This is a genomic window from Halopseudomonas sp. MFKK-1 (assembly GCF_027474385.1).
Taxonomy (GTDB): Bacteria; Pseudomonadota; Gammaproteobacteria; order Pseudomonadales; family Pseudomonadaceae; genus Halopseudomonas; species Halopseudomonas aestusnigri.
In genome coordinates, this window is sequence record NZ_CP114836.1 from 3,728,884 (window position 1) to 3,742,512 (window position 13,629).

General features: G+C 58.6%; 17 protein-coding genes and 1 tRNA gene. 6 read left to right on the forward strand and 12 right to left on the reverse strand.

Translation table 11 applies throughout. The annotated features are described in order from the left end of the window. Positions 1-10 precede the first annotated feature (10 nt). The 9 genes from flgH to O5O48_RS17215 form a co-directional block, all read right to left on the reverse strand. Entirely contained in the window at positions 11-688 is a 678-nt protein-coding gene (gene flgH / locus O5O48_RS17175) for a flagellar basal body L-ring protein FlgH (RefSeq protein ID WP_228247269.1), read from the reverse strand. 15 nt (positions 689-703) lie between these two features. Then, positions 704-1,489, reverse strand: coding sequence for a flagellar basal-body rod protein FlgG (gene flgG, locus O5O48_RS17180; RefSeq protein ID WP_088276690.1), 786 nt, complete (start codon positions 1,487-1,489; stop codon positions 704-706). A gap of 42 nt (positions 1,490-1,531) precedes the next feature. After that, positions 1,532-2,272: a flagellar basal-body rod protein FlgF gene (gene flgF / locus O5O48_RS17185; RefSeq protein ID WP_228247270.1), complete on the reverse strand. Its 741-nt coding sequence runs from the start codon at positions 2,270-2,272 to the stop codon at positions 1,532-1,534. Positions 2,273-2,485: 213 nt separating this feature from the next. Next, positions 2,486-3,883, reverse strand: a complete 1,398-nt coding sequence (locus O5O48_RS17190) for a flagellar hook protein FlgE (protein ID WP_269687706.1) — start codon at positions 3,881-3,883, stop codon at positions 2,486-2,488. A 35-nt stretch (positions 3,884-3,918) separates the two neighbouring features. Then, on the reverse strand, positions 3,919-4,599 hold the full coding sequence (gene flgD / locus O5O48_RS17195; protein ID WP_228247271.1) for a flagellar hook assembly protein FlgD: 681 nt from the start codon (positions 4,597-4,599) through the stop codon (positions 3,919-3,921). Positions 4,600-4,616: 17 nt separating this feature from the next. Continuing rightward, entirely contained in the window at positions 4,617-5,057 is a 441-nt protein-coding gene (flgC, locus tag O5O48_RS17200; RefSeq protein ID WP_088276698.1) for a flagellar basal body rod protein FlgC, read from the reverse strand. A 2-nt stretch (positions 5,058-5,059) separates the two neighbouring features. Next, a complete protein-coding gene (gene flgB / locus O5O48_RS17205; protein WP_269687707.1) occupies positions 5,060-5,476 on the reverse strand; it encodes a flagellar basal body rod protein FlgB in 417 nt (138 codons plus the stop codon). Between the two features lie 250 nt (positions 5,477-5,726). Beyond that, positions 5,727-6,554 (reverse strand): CheR family methyltransferase, encoded by an 828-nt coding sequence (locus O5O48_RS17210; protein ID WP_228247273.1) that lies wholly within the window; start codon positions 6,552-6,554, stop codon positions 5,727-5,729. A 33-nt stretch (positions 6,555-6,587) separates the two neighbouring features. After that, on the reverse strand, positions 6,588-7,535 hold the full coding sequence (locus tag O5O48_RS17215) for a chemotaxis protein CheV (RefSeq protein WP_269687708.1): 948 nt from the start codon (positions 7,533-7,535) through the stop codon (positions 6,588-6,590). 221 nt (positions 7,536-7,756) lie between these two features. On the opposite strand from O5O48_RS17215, the gene flgA reads away from it, so the two are divergent. The 5 genes from flgA (at position 7,757) to O5O48_RS17240 (ending at position 10,182) form a co-directional block, all read left to right on the forward strand. Further along, on the forward strand, positions 7,757-8,353 hold the full coding sequence (gene flgA / locus O5O48_RS17220) for a flagellar basal body P-ring formation chaperone FlgA (protein WP_269687709.1): 597 nt from the start codon (positions 7,757-7,759) through the stop codon (positions 8,351-8,353). A 2-nt stretch (positions 8,354-8,355) separates the two neighbouring features. After that, positions 8,356-8,484: a hypothetical protein gene (locus tag O5O48_RS17225; protein WP_266101882.1), complete on the forward strand. Its 129-nt coding sequence runs from the start codon at positions 8,356-8,358 to the stop codon at positions 8,482-8,484. Between the two features lie 10 nt (positions 8,485-8,494). After that, entirely contained in the window at positions 8,495-8,821 is a 327-nt protein-coding gene (gene flgM / locus O5O48_RS17230; RefSeq protein WP_228247276.1) for a flagellar biosynthesis anti-sigma factor FlgM, read from the forward strand. 80 nt (positions 8,822-8,901) lie between these two features. Then, positions 8,902-9,360, forward strand: a complete 459-nt coding sequence (locus O5O48_RS17235) for a flagella synthesis protein FlgN (RefSeq protein ID WP_228247277.1) — start codon at positions 8,902-8,904, stop codon at positions 9,358-9,360. Between the two features lie 72 nt (positions 9,361-9,432). Then, positions 9,433-10,182: a flagellar brake protein gene (locus O5O48_RS17240; RefSeq protein ID WP_269687710.1), complete on the forward strand. Its 750-nt coding sequence runs from the start codon at positions 9,433-9,435 to the stop codon at positions 10,180-10,182. Here O5O48_RS17240 and O5O48_RS17245 read toward each other — a convergent pair. Then, complete coding sequence (locus O5O48_RS17245) at positions 10,179-11,510, reverse strand: MFS transporter (RefSeq protein WP_269687711.1); 1,332 nt, start codon at positions 11,508-11,510, stop codon at positions 10,179-10,181. The genes O5O48_RS17240 and O5O48_RS17245 overlap by 4 nt on opposite strands. A gap of 143 nt (positions 11,511-11,653) precedes the next feature. Beyond that, a tRNA-Arg gene (locus O5O48_RS17250) sits at positions 11,654-11,730 on the reverse strand. 331 nt (positions 11,731-12,061) lie between these two features. Between O5O48_RS17250 and O5O48_RS17255 the strand changes: the two genes are divergently transcribed. Further along, positions 12,062-12,385, forward strand: a complete 324-nt coding sequence (locus O5O48_RS17255; protein ID WP_233049306.1) for an Arc family DNA-binding protein — start codon at positions 12,062-12,064, stop codon at positions 12,383-12,385. Positions 12,386-12,484: 99 nt separating this feature from the next. On the opposite strand, the gene O5O48_RS17260 is transcribed toward O5O48_RS17255, so the two are convergent. Next, the gene (locus O5O48_RS17260) at positions 12,485-13,621 is read right to left on the reverse strand and encodes a sodium ion-translocating decarboxylase subunit beta (RefSeq protein ID WP_228247281.1); all 1,137 of its coding nucleotides are present in this window, start codon (positions 13,619-13,621) and stop codon (positions 12,485-12,487) included. Positions 13,622-13,629: the final 8 nt, after the last annotated feature.

Sequence of the window (13,629 nt, forward strand, 5' to 3'; positions counted from 1 at the left end):
AATGCTCCTGTCAGAACGGCCACAGCGGGCTGAGGAAGAACTGGCTCAGCCAGCCCGGGCGATTTGCATCGGCAAAGGCACCCTTGCCGGAGTAGGTAATGCGTGCATCCGCCACGCGGGTGGAGAGCACGGTGTTGTCGGGGCCCACATCGTCTGCGCGCACCAGGCCGCTGATGCGGATCAGCTCGTCGCCCTGATTGAGGGTGATCCACTTTTCGCCGCGAACCGCCAAAATGCCATTGGGCAGCACCTCGGCAACGGTAACGGTAATCGAGCCGGACAGGCTGTTGCTCTGGTTGGCGTCCGAGCTCCCTTCAAAGGCACGTTGACCCGACATGTTCACGCCCAGATCCAGGCCTTTGAAACCGACCGCATTGCCCAGCAGGGTCGGGTTGGCAATCGTGGTCGAACTGGACTTGTCGATTTCGCTTTCAGCCGATTTCTGCGCCGCGGTCCGTTCGGTCAGGGTGATGGTAATGATGTCGCCGACCCGGTGCGCCTTGCGGTCGTTATACAGACTCATCTCGAAACCGGGCTGATAGATCGCCCCGTTGTTGAGCTCCTGCGGCAACGGCGTGCGCGGCAGCACCGGGGCATAGGCCGGATCGTCACGCATCGGCGGCGCCTGCATGCAACCAATCAGGCTGAGCGGCACCAACAGCATCAAGAACTTAGCCAAACGGATCATGATTCCGAGCTCCCGTCAGAGGTTCTGACTGATGTACTGCAGCATCTGGTCTGCGGTGGAAATGACCTTGGAATTCATTTCGTAAGCGCGCTGGGTAGTGATCATGTTGACCAACTCCTCCACCACGCTGACGTTGGAGTTCTCCAGGGTGTTCTGCAACACGGTGCCCAGACCGTTCTGACCGGGGTTGCCGGTCTGCGGAGCGCCACTGGAGGCGGTCTCCAGGAACAGGTTGTTGCCAATGGCTTGCAGGCCGGCCGGATTGATGAAATCGGCGGTCTGAACATTGCCAATCTGCTGTGATCCGGCGTTACCAAAGGTCGTGATGCTCACCGTGCCGTCTTCACCTACGGTAAAGGTCTGCACGTCATCCGGCAGGACGATCCCCGGCTCCAGCGGGAAGCCGTTGGAAGTCACGATCTGACCGTCCGCATCCAGGTGGAAGCTGCCGTCACGGGTATAGCCGATGCTGCCGTCGGGCATCAGAATCTGGAAGAAACCGCGACCGTTGATAGCCATGTCCAGCGGCTGCTCGGTGGTCTGCAGCGTACCCTCGGTGAAGATCTTCTGGGTGCCCACCACCCGCACACCGGTACCCAGCTGCAAGCCGGATGGCAGCTGGGTATCCTGGGTGCTCTGGCCACCGGGCTGGCGCTTTATCTGATAAAGCAGATCCTCGAACTCGGCCCGGTCGCGCTTGAAGCCGGTGGTCGATACGTTGGCCAGGTTGTTGGAAATGGTCGACAACATGGTGTCCTGTGCGGACAGACCGGTCTTGCTGACCCAAAGTGCGTGGAGCATCACCTTTCTCCTCGCGTGTCAGTTAGTTGACACGCCGTTGCATTAACTCATCTGCAGAATGCGATCGGTCGCCTGCGCGTTCTCTTCCGCTGTCCGCATCATCTTGATGTGCAGCTCAAACTGGCGCGCCAGCGACAGCATGGCGGTCATCTCTTCGACCGCATTGACGTTGCTGCCTTCCAGGAAGCCGGTAGCCACCTGAACCACGCCATCGGCCACCTGAGGCTGGCCGTCTTTGGTTCGCATCAGACCATCAGCGCCCTTCTCCAGCGTCGCCGGATCGGGGTTGACCAGCTTCAGGCGATCCACTTCCGCCATGACCGCCGGGCCTTCACCCAGAGCTCGGATACTGATGGTGCCGTCCGACCCGATCTCGACCTTCTGCGCCGGGGGAATGGCAATCGGACCGCCGTTGCCCAGCACCGGCAGACCACTGCTGGTGCGCAGCACACCGAAGGCGTCAATATTCAGGCTGCCCGCCCGGGTATAGGCTTCGGTGCCGTCAGCTGCCTGCACGGCAATCCAGCCTTCGCCCTGCACGGCCACATCAAGCTCGCGCCCGGTTTCCTGCATCACCCCTGCCGACATGTCGGTACCGGGGCGTTCGGTCATGGCATAGGCGCGCGTGGCGTAGCCATCGCCAAATACCGGCATTGACCGGGCCTGCTCAAAGTCACGGCGAAAGCCGGTGGTGGTCAGGTTGGCCAGATTGTTCGCGTGCGCACGCTGCGCCATCGCGTTCTGGCTTGCCCCTGTCATGGAGATGTACAACGATTTGTCCATGCCCTTCTCCGCTTACGTGTGGGCGACAAGTAATTGCCGCTTTTACTCACTTACAAGGGATAAAGCAGGGATCATGCCAAGATTTAAAAATCAGGATTTATCGTTATTTTTCAAAAATATAGAAAAACATAAAACAAAAAAGCGGCAATACCGGCAGATCCTTTTGCCGGTATTGCCGCTGTCATTCCGACGCCGCCACTGGCGGCTGAAGCGTTAACGCAGGTTGATGATCGTCTGGGTTACCGCATCCTCGGTCTGAATGGTCTTGGCATTAGCCTGGTAGTTGCGCTGGGCAACGATCAGGTTGATCAGTTGCTCGGAGATATCCACATTGGAGTCCTCCAACGCGCCCGACTGAATGCTGCCAAGGGTGCCAGTGGTCGGCGCACCCACAACCGGGTCACCCGACGAGAAAGACTGCGCCCACGCGGTGCTGCCAAGCGGCGTCAGACCTTGCTGGTTGGCAAAGGTAGCCAGTACCACCTGCCCCTGCACCCGAGTCTGACCGTTGGTATAACGGGCGACCAGCAGACCGGTGTCGTCAATTTCCAGCCCGGCCAGTTCACCGGTGGTGAAGCCGTCCTGGCTCACTGCGGTTACCGCAAAGCTGGAGGCGTACTGGGTAGAGCCCGTCAGGTTAATGGTCAGGTCATCGACCGGCGAAGTAGCACCAGTGGGTTGCCCCTCACTGTCAAGCGGAACCCAGCCGGCGATGGTATAGGGCTGATTGGTAGTCAATTCGCCGACACTGTTGAAGTCGACGTCAAATCGAGTGGTTGCCAGCGGGTCGAATGCCGGATCGGACGCCTCGACACCGGACTGGATATCACGCCCGTCGATCAGTACGTACATATCCCAGCTGTTGGCGTCGTTCTTGACGAAGTATTTGGTCATCACATGCGAATTGCCGAGGCTGTCGTAGATGTTGACCGAAGTAGAGCTGTTGTAGGTCGCCGAGTTGGTCGGATCAAAGGTGCTGCGCGCAGCATCCAGGGCCGCTGCCTCAGCGGTGGCGATCTCTGCCGGCGTCGGATTGGCCGGATCAGCCGCGGTCGCGATCGACGCAGCGTAGGCGGCATCGTATTGCTGAACGTAGACCTCAGGACGGGTTTGCGTCGAATTCAGGTTCAGCGTAGTGACAACAGCACTGGTCTCGTTCGGATCTGCCGAGCGGGTATCGACCCGCAGATTGGTCTGCACGCCCTGGTTGATCTGCCCCGTCACTGCGTTGACACCGAACCCCTGCAGGTTCTCGCCGTTGTTGTTGACGATAAAGCCGTTGGCATCGGTACCGAAGTAGCCGGCACGGGTGTAGCTGAGCGCACCGTTGTTGCTGGTCACAAAGAAGCCGTTGCCGTTGATCGCCAGATCCAGACTGTTTTCGGTGAAGCTGATGTTGCCCTGGTTGAACAGCTGAGCCGCGTTGGCCAGCGCTACACCACTGCCGGTGGCATAGCTGCCTGAACCGAGTACCGATGCAGCATAGACATCCGCGAACTCGGCACGCGAACTCTTGAAACCGACGGTACCGGCGTTGGCAATGTTGTTACCGGTAATGTTCAGATCGGAGGCCGCCGCCCGGATACCACTCAAGCCAATGTTGAAAGACATGGTTCTATCTCCTCGCCTACTTTCGTTCGGACGACTTATTGAATTGCGTACACATTGGACAGGCTGATACTGCCCAGCCCGGCCACATTAAGAAGCATCTCGCCACCGCTACCCGCCCCCAGCGAAACGCTGTCCACATTGGCCGGCAGCAGTGTCGCCATCTGCGTATTGGTACCGTTGATGGTGGCCATGGCCTCGAAGGTGTAAACACCCGGCTCCATCAGGTTGCCGGCACCGTCGGTGCCGTCCCAGGTAAAGTCGTGCATCCCGGCTTCCAGTGCGCCCAGATTCACGGTATCCACGAGGCTGCCGGATTCGTCATAGACCTTGACGAACACGTTGCTGCTGCTGGAGCTCAACGCCAGCTGCCCTTCCAGACCGGCAGAAGTGTCCACTACCGCCTGGTCAGTCGGCACGATCACCGTCCGCCCGACCATCGACGAGGCCTGCAACGCCTGCGAAGACTGGTAACCACTCAGCAGCGACTCCATCGAGCCATTGAGGTTATCGATCCCCTCGACCGTACTGAACTGCGCCAACTGGGCAATAAACTCGCCATTTTCCTGGGGTGAAAGCGGATCCTGGTTGTTCATCTGCGCCACCAGCAGTTGAAGAAACTGATCCTTGCCCAGCTCGTTGCCGGTCGCGAAGCGGTCTGAATCGAGCTGGTACTGATCCAGCGCCGACGCACCTGATGAAACATTACTGATGCTCATGGTCTACTTATCTCCGTTCACTGACCCAGCGTCAGAACGCGCTGCAGCATGGTCTTGGCGGTATTCATGACCTCCACGTTGGTCTGGTAGGACCGTGAGGCAGACATCATGTTGGCCATTTCCTCCACTACATTCACATTCGGGTAATACACATAGCCGTCTTCATTGGCCATCGGATGATCCGGCTCATAACGCGGCTCAAGACTGGCATCGGATTCGACGATGCCAAGCACCGCCACACCGTCACCGGCCTGCTGATCCGGACTGAACAACGAACCACCGGTCGCCTGCTGACTGTTGAAAATGGTGGCAAATACCGGGTTTCTGGCCCGGTAGGTTTGATCAATGCTGCTGGAGACGGTATCGGCGTTGGCGATGTTGCTTGCGACCGTGTTCAGCCGCAGCGACTGGGCGCTCATGCCGGAACCGGCGATATCGAACACTTTATCGAGCGACATGATCAGTCTCCTCTGATGGCTGACATCAGCCCCTTGAACTTGCTGTTGAGAAAGGTAAAGCTGGCCTGAAAGTCGATGGCGTTCTGGGCATAGGCCGCCTTCTCGACTTCGGAGTCGACGGTATTGCCGTCAACCGACGGCTGCTGCTGATTGCGATAGCGCAGACCCGCCACCTGATCAACCAGGCTTTCCAGCGCCATGTGCCCGGCATTGGTCCGCTCAACCGCCATGCTTTGGCCGTCGCCAGGTGCACCGGCGCCCTGCTGGGCAGCCAGGACAGCATTGAAGTCCAGGTCCCGCGCCTTGTAGTTGGGGGTCTCGGCGTTGGCGATGTTGTTCGCCAGCACCTCGGCACGCTGGGAGCGAAACTTCAGTGCCTGCTCATGTAGCCCGAGGGCGTTATCGAAACTGATGCTCATTGCCACCTTCCTCGTTTCGGTCCGTCGACCAAAAAACGTCACTGCAAACAGCTAAGCAATCAGCATGCCAAATATTAAGTTCTTTTTATTTCAGTAACTTAGGCATAGGGCGCCAGAAAAGCGGCAATGATTTACCGGCAAGCGGCAAGACAAACCGGTTTTCGGAAGGCTGGCGGCAAGAGAAAAGCCGGCAGAAATATGCCGGCTTGGGAGGATGCTGCGCACGGGCGCCGCACTGGAGGAGACGCCCTCAACGGGCCTTGTAAACAATCCCCGGGCTGCACTGAACCATCTGGTACAGCTCCGGCAGTCCGTTCAGCGCCTCGGAGGCCCCGAGCATGAGATATCCGCCCGGCTTAAGTGTTGCGTGAATTCGTCGCAGAATGTCTTTCTTGACATCGGCAGAGAAATAGATGAGCACGTTGCGGCAATAGACAAGGTCAAACTTGCCCAGCATCGAGTAGCTGTCCAGCAGGTTCAGCGCACGGAACTCGACGCGATTGCGAATGGCAGGCTTGATCGCCCAGCGCCCCGGACCGAGCTGATCGAAATAGCGGGCCAGGCGATCCTGCGACAGGCCGCGCGCAACAGACAGGCTGTCGTACTCGGCCTTTTTGGCGGCATTGAGAATGCCGCCGGAGAGATCGGTTGCCACGATCTGGGCACCACCACGCAGTTGGCCCAGATTACTGCGCTCGAACTCGTCGATTGCCATGCTCAACGAGTAGGGCTCCTGACCCGAGGAGCAGGCTGCGGACCAGATACGCAGACGCTGGCCTGGCGAGCTCTTGATGAACTCCGGAATCAGCCGGGTTTTCAACACTTCGAACGGATAGACATCACGAAACCAGAGGGTTTCGTTGGTGGTCATGGCATCGATAACCGCTTCGCGAAGACCGCCGCGCGGCTGGGCCTGGATGCGCTTGACCAGCTCGCCGAGGTTGGCAATGCCCTCCTGCTCAAGCAGCCGATTAAGCCTGCTGGACACCAGGTACTGCTTGTTGTCACCCAGCACGATACCGCAGGCCTTCTCCAGAAAGTCCCGGAACAGCTGAAAATCCTGATTTGCCAAAGTCACGAAGCCTGCCTTGTCTCAGTTAAAACCATCTTGCTAGGCCTGACCATCAGCGTCACCGCGCAACGAACGCAAGCGCTCGATCACCCGCTGCGCCAGATCATCCGGCTTGAATTTGGCAAGGAAATCGTCCGCACCGACCTTTTTGACCATCGCCTGGTTAAACACCCCCGACAACGACGTATGCAGCATGATATGCAGCTTGTTCATGCGCGAATCGTTACGCACTTCAGCGGTCAGAGTGTAGCCATCCATCTCCGGCATCTCGATATCGGAGATCATCATCAGCAGAGACTGACTGACATCCTCACCCTGATCAGCCCTCGCCTTCAGCCAATCCAGTGCCTGGCGACCATCATTCAGCGCTACGATCTCGACACCGATTTCCTGCAGGCAACGCGCCACCTGTTTACGCGCAATCGACGAGTCGTCCACGATCAGAACCGTCCGGGCTACTGCATCGGCCTGGGACTCCGCATCAATGACACCATCGGAAATCTTCTCGTTGGTGGGTACCACCTCTGCCAGCACCTTCTCCACATCGATAATCTCGACCATCTGATTATCAACCCGGGTGACTGCTGTCAGATAGTGCTCCCGACCGGTACCCTTTGGCGGCGGATGAATCTCGGACCAGTTCATGTTGACGATGCGCTCGACCGAACGCACCAGAAAGCCCTGCACCTTGTAGTTGTATTCGGTAATGATCACGAATGCTGTATCAAGGTTGTCCAGCCCGGGGCCGCCGGTGGCGCGATTGAGGTCAAGGATCGGCAGAGTGCCGCCACGGATGTGAGCTACGCCGCGAACGACTGGATGCAGCTTGGGCATCGCCGTCAGTCGAGGGCATTGCAGCACTTCCTTGACCTTGAAAACGTTGATGCCATACAGCTGATTGCCGGCCAGCCTGAACAGCAGCAGTTCGAGTCGGTTCTGGCCAACCAGCTGGGTTCGCTGATTGACTGAATCCATCACACCAGCCATGGACTGCTCCTCATGTTTGCATCGGGTGAAACGGCATGTTTCGTGCAGGCCCATCAGCAGACGACGTTAATCTGACGGACATCACCCAACTGTTTGTAGGTAATTGTATGCGTTTTATCACCGGGTGCGCGGTATTGGCGATATTTTTTTCCGCCCCCACACAGGCAAACCCGCTCATTGACCAACTTATCGGCGTGACCAGCCAATATCTTGAGCAGCAAGTGAGCGATTATGCGCAGACCCTGGGCGGCGACCCGCGCCATGAGGTTCGCATCAACAGGCTCGATCAGCGCCTGCGCCTGCCGATATGCGCCGAGGACGCCCTTTCGGCTCGTCTGGAGAGCCCGGACATCCCGATCGGCCGGGTCACCGTGAGGGTAACCTGTGACGGCCCTTCCCCCTGGCGGCTGTTTGTGCAGGCTCAGGTCAGCCTCTACCAGCAGGTAGTGGTAAGCAGCCGCCCGTTATCACGGGGCGGCGTCATCGGTGCGCAGGACATTCGCCTGGCCGAGCGTGATACCGGCCTGCTGAACAGCAATTACCTGCTCGACCCGGCCCAGGCTATAGGCATGCAGCTCAAGCGCAACGTCAGCGCCGATACCGTCCTGAGTCATACCCAGCTGGAGCAGAATCGGCTGATACAGCGTGGCGACAAGGTAGTCATCAGCGCCGGCAACAGCAGTGTCAACGTTCGGATGCCTGGAGAGGCGCTGGAAGATGGTACACTCGGCGCCCAGATTCGCGTGCGTAACACGCGCTCCAACCGGGTCATAAGAGCCCGGGTAACCGGCCCTGGACAGGTAGAAGCAGGAATGTGATCATGCACGGCAACAGCTTTTTCCGCTTGCCGGGCGCTGCCTCTCACGCCGTGACGGTCTTCACACTATTTTTTCCTAAAGTTTTCCTTCCGGCTGCCGTTACAGCGGCTAGAGAAGATTTTACAGTTTGAGGAATTCATCATGGTCATCGACTTCAACTCGCCCAACGGCCCGAATGGCGCCGGTCGCAGCAGCCAGGCTGGCGGTGCGGCAGGCAAGCGTGAAGCAAGCTCGGTCAGCGAGTCTGGCACTCAGGCTGCGGCTAGCCAGGCCAAGTCGACAGAGAGCACGTCATCAGTCAACCTGAGCGCTCAAGCCCAGCAACTGCAAGCCATCGAAGAGAAGCTGCGCGAGCTGCCCGAAGTGGATAACGAGCGTGTCAGCCAGATCCGGCAAGCCATTGCCGATGGCAGCTACAAGGCTGACAGCAGCCGAATTGCAGACAAACTGCTGAATCTGGAAAGCTGATAGCCAGTAGTCAGATATCGACACTGGCTGTACTCTTCGACTACCCCCGCCAAGGGGCAGCCTCAGTCAGGAGATAAGCCATGCACCCACTGCAAGAACGCTTCGAGTCGGCGGAACAGGACTGCCAGCGCTATCTGGACCTGCTTGAACAGGAACGCGACGCCCTGACCCGGCAGGACATGGCCACGCTCGAGCCCCTGCTAGCCCAGAAGCGCAGCCTTGCAGACGCGCTGGTTGTTCACGATCAGGCAATCAGGCACTACTGTCAGACCCACAACATTTCGCAAGATCAATTGGCCGCCCACATCGAGCAGGCGGGCGACCCCCAGCTCCAGCAGGGCTACCAGCAGTTCCTTGAGGCGCTGGCCAATTGCAAGCAGGCCAATGATCGCAACGCCCGCCTTGTTCACCACAGCCAGCACAGCACTCGCACCATGCTTGATCTGCTGCGCAATCAGGGCGAACCGGGTAGCGGCATCTATGATCAACTCGGCAATCGCAGCCGCTCCGGCATTACTCGAAACCTGAGCAAGGCCTGATCACGAATATCATTGCCGCCAACCTCGCGGTATAGTTGTGCCTGCTGTTACGAATCATAACGAGAAGCCGACGTGTCCAACCTGTTTTCACAAGAAACCGGCCCCCAGCCGCCCAGAGAGGTGCGCGCCCCCGTTGAGATAATTTCTCTGCTACGTACCCTGATGCAGGCTCGAGACGCGCTGATCATCAGCTTCACCGACCGGGCGCAAAAATTTCAAAGTTTCATCGTCAACGTCGATGCCGACAAGGGAACGATGTGGATTGACGAAATGATCCCCCGCGAGGGCGACCGCTACGCCAGTCAGGGCGAATCCTTCAGGATTGATGCCTGGCATGAAGGCATACACATGCGCTGGAGCTGCCCGGGCGCCAGTAAGGTCATGCTTGACGACGCTCCTGCTTACGCCTTTGCGCTGCCGGACGAGCTGATCTATCACCAGAAACGCGGCGCCTTCCGTGCCAGCGTGCGGCGTACTGCCGATATTGCCGTTGAAATAGCCGCTCCCGACCGGGATCGGCGCTTCACAAGCTACCTGATGGACCTGTCTGCCACCGGCTGCAAGGTGCGCCTGGAGGGCGACCGGAGCAAATCACTGAAGCCAGGAGAAGAGTACAGCAGCAGCGTGCTCCATCTGCCTGACGTCGGCCGTGTCAGCGTCACCGTTGAAGTTCGCCACGTCGTATTCCGAGAGGAAGCCAACGAAACCCACGCCGGCCTGATGTTCAAGCTGCAATCCGCGCAGGCCCAGCGCAGCATCGACCGCTTCGTCAACTATCTCCAGCGCGAAGCGCGCCGTCTCGAGAAGGAAGACCTGTTCTAGCCAGGTCGATGATCATCCTGATCAGCGTCGAGCCCGGAGTCTGCTGCCGCAGACTCCTCGACCACCACCTCGTCCTGCATCTGCTCGATTACCGCACTCTCCTCCACCCGGGGATCAATTGCGGCTGCCAATGGGGAGCTGGCCAGGTTGCCGGCCGCCGGCATGAACTGCAGCGGCGCGGCCTCCACGAGATGATCGCCGGTGACTGCGGCAGACCGCACCCTGAAGACCAAAATGGCACTGCAGGCAGCCATAAATACGTAAAGCATACCGGGGCCCAGCCACTTCATAAGCCCTGAACTGACCAGCGGCCCCACGCTCGCACCCAGACCAAAGGTCACCAGCAACATCGCCGACAGCGGCACCCGATCATCCGGCTCAACATGGTCATTGGCCAGCGCCACAGCCATGGGATACAGGGTAAACACCATCAGGCCGAATATCGCCGTCATGAAAATCAGACCGCCGGCCGGCATCAGACCAATCGCCATGACCACCGACACTGCGGTCAGCACCATCGCACTCACCTGAATCAACTGGCTGCGATCAATCCGATCGGACAGCCAGCCGGCAGGCCATTGCGCCGCCAGCCCGGCACAAATGGTCACCGCCATGAACATACCAATTTCCGATGTCGGTAGCCCCACAGACTTGGCGTATACAGGCGCCATACCGTAAAACGCCCCCATCATCAGCCCCGCGACACCGATAGTGGTCAGCGCCTGAGGAATACGCTGCAGAAACAACCTCGCCTTCAACGGCGCAGGGCGCAGCGGTGCAGGGTGGATCTGCCGGGTGGTAGCGACAGGCACCAGACAGAGCGAAAAGCACATGGCGACATACAGCAGATGATCCAGCGAAAGCTCCGGCTTGATGGCGAAAACCACTTGCCCCAGCACCAGACCAAGGTAAGTCACCACCATATAGCTGGCGAATACCATGCCCCGCTGATGCGACTCGGACTGCTCGTTCAGCCAGCTTTCCAACACCATGAACTGGCACATCATGGCCATGCCCACCAGCACCCGCAGCCCAAGCCACACAATCACATTGTCAAACAGCGCGTGGCACAGTACCGACGCCGTCACCAGCCCGGCACCGGCAACAAAGGCGCGAATATGACCAACCCGGGCGATTAGACGGTGACCAACCGAAGCCCCCATCACCAGGCCGCCGTAATAGCCCGTCATCAACAAACCGATCCACAGTTCGCTGACGCCATTGGCTGCCAGTGTCAGGCCCAGGTAAGTGCTCAGCAAACCGCTGCCAAGCAGCATCAGCAAAGTGGCGAAATACAGTGAAGAAAAGGCGGTCAGTGCGCGAGGCATGCAGGCTCCCGTTACAATCCCTGGAGATAACTAGCCGGCAACAATGCCAGCTAAACGCAGAATAGTCGACCCACCGGCAAAGGCAGGGTTCCCGAGCCGCCGGATCGCGGACCGGGCCAGGCAGCAATCAGGAGAAAGGAAGATGGTGCGCGAGCCCGGATTCGAACCGGGGACCTACCGCTTAGGAGGCGGTTGCTCTATCCAGCTGAGCTACAAGCGCAAATACGTCGCAGGTGATGTCACAACCTGTTGAATTTAATCGAGAGTTCGAGATATTACCTGAAGCATACCTGGCATTTCCAGCGCAACGCTGGCAAAACCGAAGCAATAGCATAGTGCCATTCGTCGTAAACCCGTCACATTTCATAGACATTTTTTTGTCACCCTATAGCCTGAAACGCAAAAAAAAGGTCTACTAGGGCACCAATAGAAAAAATGTTGTCTATAACGATTGTATTCGGACAACCCATGGCCCTGGCCGCGCTTTTCCGCATTGATCTGCGGCACTTGGCCAGCATCGATTTTTTCAGCCAAGCGATTATCATTGCCCCATGAAAACAGCTACCCAACAGTACACCAGCCGAACCGCCGACAAGTTCGTGGTTCGTCTACCCCAGGGAATGCGTGACCGCATTGCAGATGTCGCCAAGCAACATCACCGCAGCATGAACTCGGAGATCATTGCGCGACTGGAACACAGCCTGCTGGATCTGCCGACGCTCCCTGAACAAAACCAGCCCTCGCGCAAGATGCTCAACGCACAGGATACGGAAGGCCTCAGCCAGCACGAACGCGAGCTGCTGACGCACTTCCGAGACATGAGCCGACGCCAGCAAAACGCCTTGCTGGCGCTGTTGGCCAACGAACAGGCCTGATTACAGTCCTGGCCTCTGCGCACATCTGATTCAGCGCAGCAAGCGCCAACAAAAAACCCGCTCAATGAGCGGGTTTTTTATTTCCAGCCAAAGCAGCGATCAGCCAACAAAGTTGAGCAGGATGCCTGCCGCAACCGCAGAGCCGATTACACCCGCCAGGTTCGGACCCATCGCATGCATCAACAGGAAGTTCTGCGGATTGGTCTCCAGACCTACCTTGTTGGATACACGGGCAGCCATTGGCACCGCAGACACACCGGCAGAACCGATCAGCGGGTTGATCGGATTCTTGCTGAACAGGTTCAGCAGCTTGGCCATCAACACGCCAGCCGCAGTGCCCGCACAGAACGCGACCATACCCAGCACCAGAATGCCAAGGGTCTTGAGCTGCAGGAAGGACTCCGCAGACAGCTTGGAGCCAACGGCCAGACCCAGGGCGATGGTAACGATGTTGATCAGCGCATTACGGCTGGTATCAGCCAGGCGCTCGACCACACCGCACTCACGCATCAGGTTACCAAAGCACAGCATGCCTACCAGCGGCGCTGCATCGGGCAGCAGCAGGGCAACCAGCATCAGCAGCAACAGCGGGAAGATGATCTTCTCGGCCTTGCTCACCACACGCAGCTGGGTCATCACAATGCCACGCTCTTTCTGGCTGGTCAGCGCGCGCATGATCGGGGGTTGCAGCAGCGGGACCAGCGCCATGTAAGAGTAGGCAGCAACCGCAATCGGGCCCAGGAGATCTGGCGCGAGCTTCGAGGTCACGAAGATCGAGGTCGGACCGTCCGCACCACCGATGATAGCGATGGATGCGGCTTCCTTCATGGTGAACTCGAAGCCGGGAATCCCTGCAGCAGTCAGTGCCAGCGCACCCAGCAAGGTGCCGAAGATCCCGAACTGCGCAGCGGCACCGAGCAGCAGCGTGCGCGGATTGGCCAGCATCGGACCGAAGTCGGTCATTGCACCCACACCCATGAAGATCAGCAGCGGGAACACGCTGGTCGGCAGACCGACTTCATAGATCATGTGCAAGATGCCCGAACCTTCGGCCATGTTGGCGACCGGCAGGTTGGCCAGGATGCCGCCAAAGCCGATCGGAATCAGCAGCAGCGGCTCAAAACCCTTGCGGATGGCAAGATAGATCAGACCAAAGCACACCACGATCATCACTGCCTGACCCCAGGCCATGTGATAGATACCCGTGGTCTGCCACAGTTGGAGGAGCTTATCCATTAATCTCC